The following is a 17,312-nucleotide window of genomic DNA, read 5'->3' as shown; positions in this document are numbered from 1 at the left end:
CGGCACTAGCGGGCGAGGAACGAGCCGATACCGAACCGGGCGGTCACGCCGGGGCTGAAGAGGACCGAGTCGGGCTCGTGCTCGACGACACCCGGGAGGCCCGCCGCTGCGCAGAGCTCGTCGCGCAACGAGGTGACGCGAGCCGGGTGGAGGACCCAGGGTTCGTGCTCGTTCGGCAACCACTGCGTCCGACCGAAGCGGCTCTGGAAGAGCCCCCACCGCGCCGTCAGGAACTGGGACAGCTCGTCGTCGACGGTCGTCGTCCGGTCGATGTCGACGCCGAGCTGGAAGCCCGGACCTCGTGTCGTCGGCGACCTGGTGATCCGCCGCGACGCGTACTCCCAGCCGTCGTCCGTCGGCCGTTGCGCGGTCCGCGCCCACCGGTAGGGCAGACCGAACATCGCGCGAGCCGCGAGGACAGCCGGCAGGCTCGACGCCTCGAGCGACCGGAACACGACGCCGCGACGCCCCTCGGCGTCGACCCCGTACAGCCGGACGTTCACCTCGGTGAAGGATCCGCCGACCGGCGACGGCGGCAGCGGACCGATGCGCGCGTCGCCCAACTGGAAGGCGATCAGTCCGACCCAGGTGGAACCGTCGAAGACGTCGGGGACCACCCCGGGCGGGAGCAGTGGTGCGACGGCGTTCGCCGGGACGCGCCAGTGCACGAACGCCAGGTCCCGCCATTCCTGCGCCGCGACGACCGGGCCGGACAGTGCCGGTGCGTCCGAGGTGATCGGCCTGGGCTCGCCGGTCATGCCAGGTGTTCGTACTCGGGCAGGTCGATCTTGTCGGCCGGCGGGGAGAACAACTGCGCACCGACGAGCTTCGCCGGCTTCGACCCGGCCACGCGGAGTGCGGTGCGGAAGGCGGCGACGCCGGCCTTCGAGGTCGGATTGGCGAGCTGCGGCGTGCCCGGCGGCAGCGACTGGGCCTGCTCGACGTAGGGGCGCATGATGCGTTCGTACCCGCGGAAGGCGTCCCGGTGGTGCACGTGCGCGGCCAGCTCACCGGCCAGCACGTAGGCGCCGACGATCGACAGGCTCGTCCCCATGCCACTGACGGGCGACGCGCACCAGGCCGCGTCGCCGAGCAGCGCGACCCGTCCGGATGCCCAGCGGGGCGTCCTGACCTGGCCGATGGATTCGTAGTAGACGTCGTCGCTGTCGTCGAGGTGCTCGAGGATCCGGTTCGCCTGCCAGGGGAGTCCGACGAAGCGGTTCCGGAGATGCCGTCGCTGCGCGTCGAGGTCGCGGCGCGCGGGGACGACGCCGTCACCACGGTCGGACGTGACCTCCGTCAACACCGCGCGAGTGGTGCCGTGCCGGTCGGGTCGGAGCGTGACGCTGCGGCCGCCGACGCCCGAGTACCACTGCCACCACGGCACGTCGGCGTCGTCGCGCGGAATCGTGAGGTACGTCATCTCGAGCCCGAGGGACCGGGTCACCGCCTCGCCGGGGAAGGCCAGCTCACGGGTCGACGATCGGATGCCGTCCGCCGCGATCACGAGGTCGAACGCCTCGTCCGCTCCATGCGCGAAGGACACGAGGACCCGTTCGCCGTCGTCGTCGAGGGCCGTGATGTGGTCGCCGTAGCGGTAGGTGGTGGTGCCGTCCGTCGCATCGATGAAGATGCGGGCCAGGTCACCGCGCAGGATCTCGACCTCGGCGGTCGCGCCGTCGGTCTCGGAGTCCGACACCGGGAATTCGGCGATCGTCTCACCGGCGTCGCCGACGAAGCGTGTGCCGCGTTCTCCGGTGGTCGCCTCGCGCGCCGCGTCCTCGAGGCCAGCGCGTCGCAGGACCTCGCGAGCGGCGCCGCGCACGTCGATGTTCTGGCCGCCGTCGCGGAACGCCGGCGCGCGCTCGATCACCGTCGTCTCCCAGCCGTAGCGGTTCAGCCAGAAGGCCAGGCCGGGGCCGGCGATGCTGGCTCCGGAGATCAGGACGCGGGGAACGGTCATGGTGGTGCCACCTCTCGAGGAGCGTGGGACTGCCGCTCCGGTTGCCTCCATCATCGCAATCGCCGATCCGAATCCCGCATGGTTGACAGCTCCGGCGGTGCAGGCGTCACCCGCTTGTACGCTGGGGGCATGTCGAGGATCGAACGCAAGCGTCGCAAGCGGAGTGTGCGGGTCGATCGCGTGTACGACGGCGACGTCTACGTCCGGGTCAACTCCGTGGGATCCAGCGGCGACCGCTCCTTCATTCTCATCCCGGGCATCGGTGTCTCCTCCACCTACTTCGAACGCCTGGCGCCGCACCTCAACGAGTTCGGTCCCGTGCACGCGCTCGACCTCCCCGGCTTCGGCGGCGTGCCGCACCCCTCGTCGACGCTCACGATCCGCGAGTACGCGGACCTCGTCGGCCGGGTGATCGACGAGCTCGATCTCAAGGACCCGATCATCGTCGGCCATTCGATGGGCAGCCAGGTGGTCAGCGACCTCGTCTCCCGTCGTCCTGAGCTGTCCACCCTCGTCCTCATCGGCCCGGTCGTCGTGCCCGGTCAGCGCCGGGTGCTCACCCAGGCCGTCCGCTTCCTGCAGTCGAGCTGGCACGAACCGCTCACGGTGAAGGTGCTCGCCGTCAGCGCCTACGTCTTCTGCGGCTTCAAGTGGTTCTCTCGGGTTCTGCCCCAGATGCTCAGGTATCCGATCGAGGAGGCCCTGCCGAAGGTGCAGGCGCACACGCTCGTGATCCGCGGCGAGTACGACGCCGTCGCACCGCGCGAGTGGGTGGAGCGGGTCGGAGAACTCCTGCCCTCCTCGCGCCTCTGGGAGATCCCCGGCGCAGCGCACTCCGTCATGTACGCGCACGCGGAGGAGGTCGCCAAACTCTGCGTCGACCACGCCAGACGCACGGTGGCGGACGGTGACGACGACCGGCTCCGGGTCTACCCCGAGGACTCGGACGGGAGCGACGACTCCGAGCCGGAGGCGCCGCAGCCGAAGGCGGTCATCCAGGCTGTGCAGGGACGCATCGAGGAGACCATCGGGATCGTCACCGACGACGACGACCGCGTGGCCGAGGGGAAGTCGCAGGTGGCCGACGCGGTCGCCTCCATCGACCACGACTGAGCGCTCGCTGAGATGCGGCGGTTCGTCGCTCAGCCGCGGGCCGGGCGACGAACCGCCTCACCTCACCGCGTCGGTTCACCGAACCAGCGCCGGAGGGCCGGCTCGAGCGGCTCCCGCCCGTCGGCCAGCCAGACCACGTGTCCGTCGGGGCGCAGGAGCACCGCCGTGGCCGAGAGCTCCGGGGTCGTGGTGGCGACCCGGTCGACGCGGTCCGCCCAGTCGGTGACGTTGTGGGTCCCGGTCTGGTCGAGCAGGAGTCCGCGACCCTCGTGCAGGAGCGTGAACAGGCCCCTGCCGTCGGCCAGGGGGAGGTCGTGGAGCCGTCGACCCAGCAGCGACCCCTCGTCCGAGCCGCTGTCCACCGCTGTGCCGGGACCTCCGACGTCGTATCGGATGCCGGTGGACGCGATCCGCGCGCCCAGGAAACGGGCCACGTCGTCGAACCGCATGAGCTCCGAGAACAGCCGACGCACCGCCTGCGGGCCGGGGTCGGGGGACAGGAGGACGCTCTGCGCGCGGGTGAGCGTGAGGACGTCGTCGGCGACCGGGCGGCGCTCCGTCGCGTAGGTGTCGAGGAGGTCGGCCGGTGCCCAGCCTGCGAGCTCGGCTGCCAGTTTCCATCCGAGGTTGAACGCGTCCTGGATCCCGAGGTTGAGGCCCTGCCCGCCGAGGGGTGGGTGCACGTGGGCGGCGTCGCCGGCGATGAGCACCCGGCCGACCCGGTAGCGCTCAGCGAGTCTCGTCGCATCGGTGAAGCGCGACAGCCAGCGTGGGGAGTGTGCGCCGAAGTCGGTCCCGGCGAAGCGTTCGAGCCGGGCCCGGAACTCCTCGATCGTGGGAGTCGCCAGGCGTTCGTCGGCGGGGGCGTCGGCGGGCGCCACCGCGCGGAAGAAGCCGTCGGACACCGGCCCGATGCCGAAGCCACGGTGCGTCTTCCGGACCTCGTCGGCGATGGCGGTGACCTCGTCGGCCGGGAGGGTGACCTGGATCTCCCCGAGGATCCACTCGGTCTGCGCGGGCTCGCCGGGGAAGCCGATGCCGAGGATCTTCCGAACGGTGCTCCGCCCGCCGTCGCACCCGACGAGCCACCGTGCCCGCAGGCGCTCACCCTCGTCCAGCTCGACGGTGACCCCGTCGTCGTCCTGTTCGAGGCCGACGAGTCCGCTCCCGCGACGCAGCTCGGCACCGAGCTCGACCGCGCGCTCGGTCAGTAGTCGATCGGTGACCGGCTGCGGGAGACCGAGGACGTAGTCGTGCGCGGTGTCGAGCGGCACGGGTCGCGGCGGGACGATGCCGGCGAAGTGACCGGTGGCGCCCGGGTACTGCGTGCCCTCGGCGAGGAACCGATCGAGGATGCCGCGCTGGTCGAGGATCTCGATGGTCCGCGGGTGGAGGCCCAACGACCGTACGGCAGGGCTCGGCTCGGCGTCCCGTTCGATGACGAGGACATCGACGCCGTGGAGCCGGAGTTCGGCTGCCAGCATCATGCCGGTCGGTCCGCCACCGCTGATGATGACGTCATGCATGAGGACCCCGTTCTCGTGGTCGGAGGCGACCGCGGCCACCCATTCTGGAGGCCGGAGGGGGTCTTGCGGCAAGCCCCGGTGCCCGGCGTACGCTGGAACTGCAGCGGCAGTGAGATGCGGCGGATCGTCGCTCAGCCGCGGGCCGGGCGACGAATCGCCTCACCTCACCGGGTCGGCTCGCCTGGCCAGGATCGCTCCGTGCGGTCGTTGATCGAGGCTCGTCCTGGTGTGCGTCTCGATGACCTCGAAGCCCGCTCGGCGCACGTGCTCGGCCAGCTCCGCGATCGGCCAGCGATAGGCCGTCGCCACGGCATGGTCGAACGCTTCGACCGATGGCCACTCGAAGCAGCCGATCAGGAGTCCACCTCCCGGCCGGAGCACGCGAGCGAATTCCGCGAGCGGTGTCTCGATCGTGTCGGGGCGGTGGTGGATCAGCGAGTACCAGGCGAGGACGCCATCCAGCGAGCGGGTTTCAGCGTCGAGGGTGTCGAGGCTGCCGAGGTCGAACCGGGTCTCCGGGTGCTCGGCGCGGGCATGCGCGATGAACTCGGGGACCAGGTCGATGCCGCGGATGTCGAGCCCGCGCGAGGCGAGGTACGCCGTCCAATGTCCCGGGCCGCAGCCGGCGTCCAGCGCGGGACCGGCGATCCGGTCGGCCCAGGAGGTCACGAGCTGCCGGTCCGACGGATGCACCGAGGCCATCGTGCCCAGCAGCTTCACGTACTCGGTGGACCGTCGCGCGTAGGCGTCTCGGACGGTGCTCATGGCTCCACCGTAGCGATGGGCCCCGATCACGCCTGCGGTGAGTCGTCCCCGGCGGACGACCGACCGGGGGTGAGCCTGGCGAGCGCCGCCGCGACGAGGACGACGACGGCTGCCGCCGCGCCGATACCGACGACCGCGGTGGGTGCACCGACCGCTTGGATGAGGACGCCGGCGATCGCACTGCCCGCTGCCGCACCGATGTTGTGGCCCGTGTTCACCCAGGTCGTCGCGGCGTTCTGCTGGTACCGCCCACCGGCTGCGTGCGCGGCGACGTAGGAGACGATCATGATCGGCGAGAAGAACAGCCCGGCGACCGCGAGGACGACGCTGACGGCGAGGAAGCCGGTCACTGCGGCGATGAGCGATGCCGAGACGAGGAGCGCACCCGCGAGTGCGACCAGCTGGCGGACGGCCGACCCCGGGACCGAGAGCGCCCCGTAGAGCAGTCCGCCGAGGGCGCTCCCGCCGGCGAAGAGTCCGAGGGCGATGCCCGCGCCGGCCGCACCGCCGTGTTCCGCGAGCACGACCGGCACGGCGACACTGATCGTGCCCGAGACCGACCCGGCGACCGCCACCGGCAGGAGGATGGCGATGAAGCGGGCGTCGAGCAGGAGTGACCGCCCACGGCCGTGCCGCAGGACGCTGCGATCCTGCGGAGCCATGCTGCCGACGGTCGACGTGCTCACGAAGAGGAGTCCGCCGATGAGGACGAACCCGGCGGGCACGAGGAGGGCTGTGCCCGGGGCGATGACGGCGAGGGCCAACCCGGCCGCCGCGGGTCCCGCGAGGTAGAGGAGTTCCTCGATGACCGCATCCAGGCTGAGAGCCTTGCGCAGGAGTTCACCGTCGGGCGTGAGTCGACCCCAGGCGACACGCATCGTCGGGCCGAGTGGCGGAGCGAAGGCGCCCGCCAGTCCCGCGAGCGTGAACAACAGCGCCCCGGGAGCGGCGGTGAGCGACGCGACGGCCAGGGCCGCGATGGCGCCACCGAAGACGAGGATCAGGATGGCCAGGACGCGACGTGCGCCGTGGCGGTCGATGAACCAGGCCCGAAGCGGTGCGAGGAGGCTCGCCGTGGCGCCGTAGACGGCAACCGCGCCACCCGCGAGGGCGATCGAACCCGTCGCCTCGGAGACCGCGTAGAGCAGAGGCAGCAGCACCAGTGCGTAGGCGGACCTGCCGACGAGTGCGGACCCGAAGGTCAGCGGGACCTGGGGAAGTGCGAGCACGTCGACATAACGTGCTGTCCGGGTGGACGACATGGGAAGAACTCCAGTGAAAAAGAGCGCGCTCGACGGCGCGCGGAGTGATCAGGATCGGAACGACGAGCGTCGGAGAGGACTCGTGGGCCGATCAATCACGAACTGGAGACATGTCGGGCAGCCTATCGGCAACGACCAGCGTCGCGCTGTCGTCTGCTACAGCGTCGTCAGGAACGCCCGGATGTCGTCCGCGAGGAGCTCGGGCTCCTCGTGCGGCGCGAAATGGCCGCCTCGGGGCATCGTCGTGAACCGCCGCACGTCGTAGCTCCGCTCGGCCCAGCTACGCGGCGGACTCGCCAGGTCGTGCGGGAAGAGCGCGACCGCGGTCGGCACCTCGACCCGGTCGACACGCGTCGTGATCCCGGTCGCGGACTCGTAGTACGGGCGGAGCGACGTGCCGATCGCGTTCGTGAACCAGTAGACGGAGGCGAGCGTCGCGAGGTACTCGTCGCTGAACCGGGACGAGACGTCGCCGCCGCAATCGCTCCAGGCCCGATGCTTCTCGAGGATCCATGAGAGCAGGCCGACGGGGGAGTCGGACAGTGCGGGAGCGAGCGTGAGCGGACGGGTGTGGTGCTGATGCTCATACGCACCCTCCTCGGCGTCCCAGGCCTCGACCCGAGCGAGATGCGCCCGCTCCTCCTCCGTGAGCGTCTCGGCGTCGACCTCGCGCGGTGCAGCGACCGCGAGGAGGTGGATGCCGGCGACCGCCTCGGGATGCGCCTGCGCGAGCCGAGAGGTGATCCCCGCCCCGAGATCGCCTCCGTGCGCGGCGTACCGGGCGAAGCCGAGGTGGTCGTGCATGAGCGTGTGCCACAGCTCGTGCGTCTGGTCGCCGAAGCTCGGCCGTTGCGGTGAGAACGGCAGTCCGGGCAGTGCGGGCACGATGACGGTGACGGCGCTCGCCGGGTCTTCGCCGTACCGGGACGGTGTCGCGAGGCGCCTGGCGAGTCCGACCAGTTCGAGGGCGGTGCTCGGCCATCCGTTCGTGAGGACGACGGGGATGCCGCCCGGGGCCTCGGCGTCGAACCGGAGGTAGGTGATCGCGGCCCCGCCGATTTCGGCGCGGTGCCACGGCAGGGCGTTGATGTCCCGCTGCTGTGCCGCCCAGTCGAAGTCGTCCGCCCAGTAGGTGACGAGCCGCCGCAGTTCGTCCTGGTCGGTGCCGGCCTCCCAACCCGCGGTCGGCCACCGGTCGGGCCAGCGGGTGTCGTGGAGTCTGCGGCGGAGGTCGGCGAGGTCGTCGTCGCTGACGTCCAAAACGGCCTGGCCTGCTGGCGACCGGGTCACCTGGTAGCGGCGTTCGATGCCCGCGGTCGCGCGCCCCCACTCGCTGGACGCGACGCGGGCCTGGTGTGCTGCGAACGACTCGTCGTCTTCGAAGACCTCGGTGACGTCCCAGACGAGCGGGTCGTCCGTCGGCGTCACCTCGAACGACACGCACCCCGGTTCGGCGCGGGTGAGAGCGATATGCTCCGGCAGACGGGTCTCGACGATCGCCACGTCGGTCGGTGTCGCGCAGATCAACTGGCCGGTCAGGTGCACGGTGGTCATGGTCTCACCGTAGCGAGGATCGGCCCTCCGGCTGCTTCGTCCCGAGCTCCGCGCCGCGTTTCCAGAGCCATTCGACGGGGCCTAGCGCGAACCGTCGGAGCCAGAGGTGGGCGAAGCCGGTCACGAGCGCGGCGATGACGACGAACGCAGCGACGGTGACCGGGACGCGCCACGGGGCGGCGAGTTCGGCGAGGCCCAATCCCCAGCCGTAGAAGAGCGCGCCGCCGAGGAGGTTCTGCAGGAGGTAGGCGCTGAGCGCGACCTTCCCGAGTTCGCGCAGTCGTGAGGCGATCCAGCCCTCGGTACCGAAGCGACGACAGAGCTCGACGGTGGCGCCGAGGATGCCGAGCGCCACGAGGGGCGCGGCCAGGTAGCGTTCCGCGAGGAGTCCTGCGGTGCCGCCCGCGATCCCCAGAAGCAGGTCGACCGGCAGCGCGCAGGCACCGACGATCATCAGGCGGCGTCGGAGTCGACCGCCGGTCTCCCCGAAGACCCCGGCTTGGAAGAGGTGTGCGCCGGCGAGGAACATCGCGAGCGTGAGGAACCCGATCAGCACGGGCTCCGCGCGGAAGACCGCGACGTTCTCGAGTCGGAAGGCCGCCAGGCCGAGGAACGAGTCAGTGGCGTACGGGCTCGGTCCGGCGGGGAGGGGGAGGTCGCCCGACATCGTCGGCGTCGTGGCGATGAACGCGACGATCGCGGTGATGAGGAGGACGTGCAGCGCCCCGAAGACGGCGATCATCGCGTGCTGCGCGCGGGGCCTGGTGAGCAGGAGCCAGGCGACGATGGCGCCGGTGACCGCATAACCCATGAGGACGTCGAACTCCGCGATGAGGACGTAGTTCACGGCACCGTCGATGAGGAGGAGGGTGGCGCGCCACAGGTACCGGCCCGGCCAGCGCTGCTCGCGTCGGCGTGCCGCGGCGTGCTGGATCGCGAGTCCGGCGCCGAACATCAGGGTCAGCAGAGCGAGGAACTTGCCCTGCGTGAGTGCCATGAGGGCGAGCTGGATCGTGCCCGCCGCGGGGCCGGTCTCCGACGTCACCGGGGCCGAGAGCATGCCGACCATGCCCCAGGGGTGCGAGAACAGCCAGATGTTGGTGCCGAGCGTGCCGAGGATGGCGAGTCCGCGAACGACGTCGAGTGCGGCGATCCGTCGGTTGCTCGGACGCGACGGTGGCAATACGCTCGTATTGGTCATGAGATGACCGTACCCTGTCGAGTGGGCGATGGCGAAAGCGGAGGCGATGACCGAGCAGGACACGAACAGGGATCGGATCCTCGATGCACTGCTGCGCATCATGGCGTCGCGCGGAGCCGATGCCCTGACCATCCGCACGGTCGCTGGCAAGGCCGGGGTCTCCGTCGGCGCGGTTCAGCATCACTTCCCGACGAAGGACCGACTGGTCGTCGCGGCGATGACCGAGGTCAACGAGCGGTTCCGTCGGCGCGTGGCGGCGCGGGTCGAGGCCGTGGCGTCCGAGGAAGAGCGACTTCGGATCTTCTGTCGTGAGATCGCCTGCATCGAGGGCGAGGACCTGACCGACGGGATCGTCTGGGTCGCCTTCGCTGCGCGGGCGAGCACCGAGACCGAGGTGCGAGCGATCCACGCCGTCGACTGGGCCCGCACCGAGGAGGTCCTCCTGCGGCTGCTCGTCGCAGCATTCCCTGACGACGGCTTGGTCGCGGACGATGCGGCACTCCTGCTCGCAGTGCTCGACGGCATCGCGGTCGCGCGAGCGGCGGAGCAGTCGGACCGGATGACCCCGGAGCGGGCGGAGCGGCTCATCGCCGCGACGCTCCGGGGCCTGCGCCGAGCGGGCTGAGTCGCGAAGATCCTGCTCAGTCGACGTCCAGTTCGAGTTCGACGAGATAGCCGACCAGTCGGGGTTCGACCTCGCCGGGTGGTGGCGGGCCGGTCGTCCGCGCCGCTCGAGCGGCAGCTTCCGCCGCCTGCGCCGCTGCGCGTGCCGCGGCCGCCGCTGCTTCTGCCGCTGCTTGGGCGTCGGGGTGATCGATCCCGCGCGTGAGCGGGATCCGCGGTGTCTCCTCGACGACGGGCGGGCCGGGGACGGTCTCATGGTGGGTGACGTAGTCGGAGACCGCTACGCCGATGTACACGCCGCTGCCTGGTGGCCCAATGAGGCGCCTCGTCGCGGGCAGAGCTCCAAGCGGCAACGGTGGTCGCTCGGTGTGGACGCGGCGCGAGGGGATCGACACCCTCGACAGCTTCGCCAGCCTGCCCGTCAGCCGCTCCGGTGCGGCGTCCTCTTCGTGGTGCATCTCGACACCGTCGATCCGCGCCGTCAGATCCGCCCCGATCTCCTCGGTCAGCCAGATCCGCTGGCCGTCGTCGACGGGCCAGACGGAGAAGGTCGCCCGTTGGCCGGTTTCCAACGGTCCGCCGCAACAATCCCACTCCCAGGAGCTGAGCCAGAGCGTCCGCCGGGTCATCCGCGCCGACGCCGGGTCGGCGGACCGCAGGCGCGAAACCAGCTCGGTCGTGGGTGCGGACAGGACGCGGAGGGCGATCGCGTCGCCAGGCATCGGCACGCGACCGAGTTCGCTGAGCCCCCAGCGGTGGTACATCGACGCGGCATCGGTCGCGCGCTCGTAGACGCCGATGAAGGTCGTCGACTCGGTGCGCTCCTGCAAGACTTCAGCCAGGCACCCGCGGGCGATCCCACGTCCGCGCTGTTCCTCCGAGACGGCGAGCTCGTGGACGACGACGGCGTCCGCCGGTCGCGCGAGCGCAGTCGAAGCCGTGCTGCTGGAGTCGGCCAGTTGCGCCAGAATACCGAGCCAGGCCGGGTCGGCGTCGAGGCCGTGGGCGAGCGCGAAGCCCACGATCCGGCCGTCGACCGTCGCGATCACAAGGCGCCCGCCGCGGTGCCCGAGATGCTCCGGGCCCCACTGCCGGATGGTCGCGAGGTCGATCGCATCCTCGTTGTACGGCTCGGCGGTGAACGCCGCGACGAACAACTGCGTGATCTCACCCCACACTTCGTCGGGGGCGGATCCGGTGAAGGAGGTGTAGCCGACCTGGCTCATCATCCAGCCAGCATAGGGAAGTTGCAGCGCATCGAGCCCGCGAAGTGAGGCAGATCGTCGTCAGAGAGGTGAGCGTGCGACGATCTGCCTCACCTCAGATCAGTCGTTGAGGTGCAGGATCGCGTAGTCGGCCTCTTCCGGCGTGAACTTCTCGCCGTACTCGCTGGTCAGCTGGTCGCGGATCGCTTCGGGCGACATCGACATGGTCTCCTGGTAGGACTTCGCCTTCGCAAGCGCGTTCGCGTTGTAGTCGGCCTGCAGGTTGTCGACGGCGTACTGGCCCGCCTCTGGTGAAAACTGTTCGCCGTATTCGGAGGTCAGCTGGTCGTAGATGCCGGCCTTGCTCATGTGCATGAGGTCCGAGTAGCTCTTCGCCTTGATCAGCGCGGACTGGTACTCGACGGGCACCGCGGGTGCAGCAGGAGCTGCGGGAACCGGAGTCTCGGCGACGGGAGCAGTCGTCTCGACCGGCTTGGCTGCTTCTTCGGCCGGCGCCGAGGTCTCCACGATCGCAGCAGGCTTGTCGTCGGACACGCTGTTCACCGCCGCACCGATTCCGACGAGGGAGCCGAATGATGCGATGGTCGCGACGGCGCCGAGGATGAGACCGGTGACCGCGAGTCCCTTGGACTGTCGCTTCTGCAGTGCGAGCACCGCCAGGACGATCGCCGCGATACCGACGAGCGCGCCGGCGACGGGGATGAGGCCCATGAGGAACGCGACGATACCGACGATCAGGGCCGCGATCGCGAGCCCGGCCGAAGTCGAACGCGGCGGTGTCTGCTGTGGAAGCTGACCGTACGGAAGCTGACCGTACGGCTGCTGGCCGTAGGGCGGCGGTGCCGTGGTGTCGGTGTACTGGGCCGTCGGTGCGTACGGGTTCGTGTGGGGCGCGGTCGGCTGCTGTGCGTATGCGGGGTCGGGCTGCTGTGAGCCGCCCCCCAGCGGTTCTGATGTGGTCACGCTCTGAGCATGGCAGTCGAGCGACCGACTTCCGAGAGTGGCGTTGCCCCCAGTGCAGGGGTGATTCGGGAGGTTCCCCCTGTCCCGGTTCATTCGCCCATCTTTGGGCGACCCAATACTCGCTCGCCCAAAGATGGGCGAATGAACCGCGGCCTAGAGGGTGTTGCCGAGCTTGAAGCCCTGCGCCTCGTCGCCCTTGCGGGTGTAGGAGAAGCCGTCGGCACCGATGGTGACCTCGAGTTCGGAGTCGTCGGTCCTGGAGACCACGGGCTTCGGCTCGCCGTCGAGGTCGAGCACGAGCGACGCGTCCGTGTACCAACTCGGCACGACGGCATTGCCCCACCAGTCGCGACGCTGGTTATCGTGCACGTCCCACGTGACCACCGGGTTGTCGGGGTCGCCCGTGTAGTAGTCCTGGGTGTAGATCTCGATCCGGTGGCCGTCGGGGTCCCGGATGTACAGGTAGAACGCGTTCGAGACGCCGTGCCGGCCGGGGCCGCGCTCGATGACGTCCGACATCCGCAGCGCGCCGAGCTTGTCGCAGATCGCGATGATGTTGTGCTTCTCATGCGTCGCGAACGCCACGTGGTGCATGCGCGGTCCGTCACCGCCCGTCATCGCGGTGTCGTGGACGGTCGGTTTCCGCCGCATCCACGCCGCGTACGTCGTCCCGGCCTCGTCCTGGATGTCCTCCGTGACCCGGAACCCGAGGTCCTCCATGTACGCGACCGCCCGCGGCACATCGGGCGTCACCTGGTTGAAGTGGTCGAGCCGCACGAGCGCACCCGGCGTGTACAGGTCGTAGCGCCAGGCCAACCGCTCGACGTGCTCCACGTCGTAGAAGAACTCGTAGGGGAATCCGAGCGGATCCTCGACGCGCACCGAGTCGCCGATGCCCTGCACATACCCCTCGGCACGACGCTCCACCCGGCACCCGAGCTCCGTGTAGAAGGCGACCGCGCTATCGAGGTCCTCAGGACTCCGCACCCGGTAGCTGAACGCCGCGACCGCCGCCACCGGCCCCTGCCGCAGCACGAGGTTGTGGTGGATGAACTCCTCGAAGCTCCGCAGGTAGACGGTGTGCTCATCCTCCTCCGTGACCACGAGGTCGAGCACGTCGACGTAGAACTTCCGGCTCGCGGCGAGATCCGTGACGACGATCTCCATGTACGCACAGCGGAGGATGTCCGGCGGGGTGGCGGCGGGTGTCGGGATGCGGTTCACCGGCACGGGGATGGGGTCGGTGGCGGTCACGACGGGCTCGGCCGACGACGGGGTGATGGGGTTCGACATGATCTGCGTCCTTGCTGATCTCGGTTGCTGGGTGGAGGTCGACCGGGAGCGGTCAGTGCGCGGCCTGCAGCGGCCCGCCCGTGCCGAAACGCGGGGAGTGCGCCTGGTTCAGTGTGATGTGCACCGCCTGCTGGTCGGTGTAGAAGTCGATCGAGCGGTAGCCGCCCTCGTGACCCAGCCCCGAGGCCTTCACGCCGCCGAACGGGGTGCGGAGGTCGCGCACGTTGTTCGAGTTCAGCCACACCATCCCGGCCTGCACGTTCTGCGAGAAGGTGTGAGCCCGCTTGAGGTCGTTCGTCCAGATGTACGCGGCGAGTCCGTACTTCGTGTCGTTGGCGAGGGCGAGCGCCTCCTCGTCGGAGTCGAACGGGGTGATGGCCACGACCGGCCCGAAGATCTCCTCCTGGAAGATGCGGGCGCTCGGCGGGACGTCGGCGAAGACCGTCGGCGCGACGTAGTTGCCGGTCGGCAACCCCTCGGGGCGACCACCACCGGCGACGAGGCGGCCCTCGGTCTTGCCGATCTCGACGTAGCCCATGACCTTCTCGTAGTGCTCCGGGTGCACGAGCGCGCCGACCTCGGTGGCCGGGTCGTTCGGGTGCCCGACGACGATGTTGCGGGCACGTTCGGCGTAGCGCTCGACGAAGTCGTCGTAGACACTCCGCTCGACGAGGATGCGGCTGCCGGCGGTGCAGCGCTCGCCGTTCAGCGAGAACACGCCGAACACCGTCGCGTCGAGGGCGTCGTCGAGGTCGGCGTCGGCGAACACGACGGCCGGTGACTTGCCGCCGAGCTCCATCGAGAGCCCCTTCAGGAACGGCGCGGCGTTCGCGAAGATGAGCTGACCGGTGCTGCTCTCGCCGGTGAACGAGATGAGCGGCACGTCCGGGTGCTTCACGAGGGCGTCGCCTGCGTCTTCACCGAGCCCGTTCACGAGGTTGAACACGCCGTCGGGCACGCCGGCGTCGCGGAAGATGTCCGCCCACAGGCTCGCCGAGAGCGGGGTGAACTCCGCCGGCTTCAGGACGACCGTGTTGCCGGTCGCGAGGGCCGGAGCGAGCTTCCAGCTCTCGAGCATGAACGGCGTGTTCCACGGCGTGATGAGCCCCGCGACACCGATGGGCTTGCGGTTGACGTAGTTGACCTGCCGCCCCGGGACCTTGTAGGTGTCGTCGTGCTGGGCGACGATCAGATCGGCGAAGAACCGGAAGTTCTCGGCGGCGCGCTTCGCCTGACCGAGCGCCTGGGTGATCGGCAGCCCGGTGTCGAAGCTCTCCAGCTCCGCGAGGCGGGCGTCCTGCGCTTCGACGGCGTCGGCGACCCGGTGCAGGATCCGGCTGCGCTCGCGGGGGAGGAGCCGCGGCCACGGACCCTCGTCGAAGGCGCGCTTGGCGGCGGCGACGGCGAGGTCGATGTCCGCCTGCTTGCCGGCGGCGGCCTGGACGTAGGTCTCGTTCGACACCGGGTCGAGGACGTCGAAGGTGTCGCCGTCGACCGAGTCGACGAACGCGCCGTCGATGTAGTGCCGGATACGGTCGGGCAACGCTGCCGGAACGTGCTGGGTCATGGGTGGTTCCTCCGGTCGGTGGTGGACGGCGGTGACGACGGCGGGCGGGCCGTGGTGGGCGGCTGGTGCTCCGCCTGGTACGCGAGCATGGCGTCGAGCGTCGCGGTGCGGTGGTCGCGGGCGGCGATCTCGATCTCGAGCGGCTGCGCGCCGGCGGCGATGAGTTCGAGGATGCCGTCGTGCTCTGCGACCGACTCCCGCGCGCGGCCGGGCACGAAGCTGAACGTGGAGTCGCGGAGCGCGTTCAGCCGCCGCCAGCCGCGGTGGACGAGGTCGAGGACGTGCGGGTTCGGGCACTCCTCGAAGAGGACGGTGTGGAACTCCAGGTTCAGCGCCGTGAACGCGTGCGGGTCGAAGTCGTCGAGCGTGCGGCGCATCCGCTCGTTGATCTCGCGGGCGCGGGCCAGGTGGTCGTCGGTGAGGTAGGAGGCGCTCATCGAGGTCGCTGCGCCCTCGACGAGGGCGAGCGTCTGCATCGTGAAGAGGTACTCGGTCTCGTGCAGCATCGCGACCTGCGCGCCGACGTTGCGCTCGAACGTCACGAGCCCCTCGGCCTCCAGCCGACGGATCGCCTCGCGCACCGGGACCACGCTGATGTCGAGCTCGCCGGCGATCTGGCCGAGCACCAGCCGGTACCCGGGGACGAAGCGCCCCTCGTCGATGCCCTCGCGGATGAACCGGTAGGCGCGCTCGGACTTGCTGAGCGACGCCTCCTGCCCGGTCGTCGGGTGTGGTCCGCTCATCGTCCCTGCTCGCTCTCGTATCGCGCCCGCCACTCGGCGTTCAGCGGGAAGAGGCCGTCGACCGCTGCACCGCCACGGACCTGCTCGGCGATCCAGGCGTCCTCCGCCTCCTGCACGACCGCCTCCGCGGCGACCTCGGCGGCGAGCGCCCGGGGGATCGCGATGACGCCGTCACCGTCCCCGACGATCACGTCGCCGGGCAGGACCGTCGCCCCGCCGCAGGTGACCGCGACGTCGGTCTCCCACGGCACATGGCGGCGCCCGAGGACGGACGGGTGCGGACCCTGCGAGAAGGTCGGCAGGTCGAACGCCGCGACCTGCTCGGCATCGCGGATGCCGCCGTCGGTGACGACCCCGGCCGCTCCCCGCTGCTGTGCCCGAAGCGCGAGGACGTCGCCGACGGTGCCCGTGCCGCGCTCGCCGCGTGCCTCGATCACGATGACCTCGCCGGCCTCGACGGTGTCGAAGACACGCTTCTGCGCGTTGAAGCCGTTCCCGCGCTCGGCGAAGAGGTCGGGTCGGTAGGCGACGAAGCGGAGGGTGCGGGCCACGCCGACCATGCGCGTGCCCGGTCGCGAGGCGTGGACGCCCTCGATGAAGACCTCGGTGTACCCGCGGGCCCGCAGCTTGGCGCTGAGCGTCGCCGTCGAGACCGAGGCGAGCTGTTCGGCGACCGTGGGGTCGAGCGGTTCGGCGGGCGATGCAGCGGTGAGAGGCTCAGCCGGTGCAGGCAGACCCGCCGCCGCAGCGTCCCCCCAGGCCTCGATGCGCTGATGGTCGTCGACGGCCGGCTTCGCGCCGAACCCGCCGAAGGGCTCGGTGCCCTCGACGACCGTCGTCACGAGTCGACCGCTCGTCGGGGTGCCTGGTGCGGTCGGTGCGTCGACCTCGACCTCGACGACGTCGCCGGGCACGACGACGGATGAGCCGGCGGGCGTCCCGGTGAGGACGACGTCGCCCGGCTCGAGTGTCGAGAGCTGTGAGAGGTCGGCGATGAGCTGCGCGAAGGGGAAGAGCAGTGTGTCGCTCGTGTCGTCTTGGACCACGACACCGTTGACCCAGGTGCGCACGCGGAGGGCGGCCGGATCGATCTGCTCGGCGGGGATGACGGACGGGCCGAGGGGCGTGTAACCGTCGCCGCCCTTCGAGCGCAGGTTCGACCCCTTGTCGGCACTGCGGAGGTCGTAGAGCCCGAAGTCGTTCGCCGCGGTGACGCCCGAGACGTGTTGCCAGGCGTCTTCGACCCGGACGCGGCGGGCCGCGGTCCCGATGATGATCGCGATCTCGCCCTCGAAGGCGAGCAGTTCCGCGCCGGCCGGGCGCTCGATGGTGCCGCCCGTGCCTGAGACGGAGGACCACGGCTTGAGGAAGTACGAGGGGTGCTCCGGCGTGCGGCCGCGCTGGGCCGCCCGTGACGGGTAGTTGAGGTGGACGGCGATGATCTTGCCGCCCCCGCTGTTCGGGAGACCTTCGATGCCCTGGTGGCTGCTCATCACACGTCCTCGTCGTCGA

The 17,312-nt window shown here is 70.4% G+C and carries 15 protein-coding genes; 2 read left to right on the top strand and 13 right to left on the bottom strand.

What is annotated here, in order from left to right; all coding sequences use genetic code 11:
- Positions 1 to 5: 5 nt before the first annotated feature.
- Positions 6 to 758, bottom strand: a complete 753-nt coding sequence (locus QRN44_RS05465) for a YqjF family protein (protein ID WP_285038497.1) — start codon at positions 756 to 758, stop codon at positions 6 to 8.
- Complete coding sequence (locus QRN44_RS05460; protein ID WP_071261777.1) at positions 755 to 1,963, bottom strand: FAD-dependent monooxygenase; 1,209 nt, start codon at positions 1,961 to 1,963, stop codon at positions 755 to 757. Before QRN44_RS05460 ends, QRN44_RS05465 begins: the two co-directional genes overlap by 4 nt.
- Positions 1,964 to 2,092: 129 nt before the next feature.
- Between QRN44_RS05460 and QRN44_RS05455 the strand changes: the two genes are divergently transcribed.
- Positions 2,093 to 3,076 carry an alpha/beta fold hydrolase gene (locus QRN44_RS05455; protein WP_079003817.1) on the top strand — a complete coding sequence of 328 codons (984 nt, stop codon included), beginning with the start codon at positions 2,093 to 2,095 and terminating at the stop codon, positions 3,074 to 3,076.
- 62 nt (positions 3,077 to 3,138) lie between these two features.
- On the opposite strand, the gene QRN44_RS05450 is transcribed toward QRN44_RS05455, so the two are convergent.
- The 5 genes from QRN44_RS05450 to QRN44_RS05430 form a co-directional block, all read right to left on the bottom strand.
- A complete protein-coding gene (locus tag QRN44_RS05450) occupies positions 3,139 to 4,602 on the bottom strand; it encodes an FAD-dependent monooxygenase (protein WP_121291694.1) in 1,464 nt (487 codons plus the stop codon).
- A 159-nt stretch (positions 4,603 to 4,761) separates the two neighbouring features.
- The gene (locus QRN44_RS05445; protein ID WP_121291385.1) at positions 4,762 to 5,367 is read right to left on the bottom strand and encodes a class I SAM-dependent methyltransferase; all 606 of its coding nucleotides are present in this window, start codon (positions 5,365 to 5,367) and stop codon (positions 4,762 to 4,764) included.
- Between the two features lie 26 nt (positions 5,368 to 5,393).
- A complete protein-coding gene (locus QRN44_RS05440) occupies positions 5,394 to 6,629 on the bottom strand; it encodes an MFS transporter (RefSeq protein ID WP_121291387.1) in 1,236 nt (411 codons plus the stop codon).
- Positions 6,630 to 6,785: 156 nt separating this feature from the next.
- Entirely contained in the window at positions 6,786 to 8,183 is a 1,398-nt protein-coding gene (locus tag QRN44_RS05435; RefSeq protein WP_285038496.1) for an alpha/beta fold hydrolase, read from the bottom strand.
- Positions 8,184 to 8,187: 4 nt separating this feature from the next.
- The gene (locus QRN44_RS05430) at positions 8,188 to 9,384 is read right to left on the bottom strand and encodes a DUF418 domain-containing protein (RefSeq protein ID WP_285038495.1); all 1,197 of its coding nucleotides are present in this window, start codon (positions 9,382 to 9,384) and stop codon (positions 8,188 to 8,190) included.
- 46 nt (positions 9,385 to 9,430) lie between these two features.
- Here QRN44_RS05430 and QRN44_RS05425 point away from each other — a divergent pair, with 46 nt between their 5' ends.
- On the top strand, positions 9,431 to 10,009 hold the full coding sequence (locus QRN44_RS05425) for a TetR/AcrR family transcriptional regulator (protein ID WP_158596588.1): 579 nt from the start codon (positions 9,431 to 9,433) through the stop codon (positions 10,007 to 10,009).
- Between the two features lie 16 nt (positions 10,010 to 10,025).
- On the opposite strand, the gene QRN44_RS05420 is transcribed toward QRN44_RS05425, so the two are convergent.
- The 6 genes from QRN44_RS05420 to QRN44_RS05395 all read right to left on the bottom strand — a co-directional run bounded on the left by QRN44_RS05420 (position 10,026) and on the right by QRN44_RS05395 (position 17,293).
- Complete coding sequence (locus QRN44_RS05420; RefSeq protein WP_285038494.1) at positions 10,026 to 11,237, bottom strand: GNAT family N-acetyltransferase; 1,212 nt, start codon at positions 11,235 to 11,237, stop codon at positions 10,026 to 10,028.
- Between the two features lie 96 nt (positions 11,238 to 11,333).
- Positions 11,334 to 12,197, bottom strand: coding sequence for an Ltp family lipoprotein (locus QRN44_RS05415; RefSeq protein ID WP_285038493.1), 864 nt, complete (start codon positions 12,195 to 12,197; stop codon positions 11,334 to 11,336).
- A 153-nt stretch (positions 12,198 to 12,350) separates the two neighbouring features.
- Positions 12,351 to 13,490, bottom strand: a complete 1,140-nt coding sequence (gene hpaD, locus QRN44_RS05410; protein ID WP_285038492.1) for a 3,4-dihydroxyphenylacetate 2,3-dioxygenase — start codon at positions 13,488 to 13,490, stop codon at positions 12,351 to 12,353.
- A gap of 52 nt (positions 13,491 to 13,542) precedes the next feature.
- A complete protein-coding gene (hpaE, locus tag QRN44_RS05405; RefSeq protein WP_285038491.1) occupies positions 13,543 to 15,057 on the bottom strand; it encodes a 5-carboxymethyl-2-hydroxymuconate semialdehyde dehydrogenase in 1,515 nt (504 codons plus the stop codon).
- Positions 15,054 to 15,800: a GntR family transcriptional regulator gene (locus QRN44_RS05400; protein WP_285038490.1), complete on the bottom strand. Its 747-nt coding sequence runs from the start codon at positions 15,798 to 15,800 to the stop codon at positions 15,054 to 15,056. The genes hpaE and QRN44_RS05400 overlap by 4 nt, the downstream gene beginning before the upstream one ends.
- Positions 15,797 to 17,293 carry a fumarylacetoacetate hydrolase family protein gene (locus QRN44_RS05395; protein WP_285038489.1) on the bottom strand — a complete coding sequence of 499 codons (1,497 nt, stop codon included), beginning with the start codon at positions 17,291 to 17,293 and terminating at the stop codon, positions 15,797 to 15,799. The genes QRN44_RS05400 and QRN44_RS05395 overlap by 4 nt, the downstream gene beginning before the upstream one ends.
- Positions 17,294 to 17,312 lie beyond the last annotated feature (19 nt).

Origin of the sequence: Plantibacter sp. lyk4-40-MEA-4 (assembly GCF_030209415.1) — a bacterium.
Taxonomy (GTDB): Bacteria; Actinomycetota; Actinomycetes; order Actinomycetales; family Microbacteriaceae; genus Plantibacter; species Plantibacter flavus_A.
This window is presented reverse-complemented; position numbering and strand designations above follow the sequence as displayed.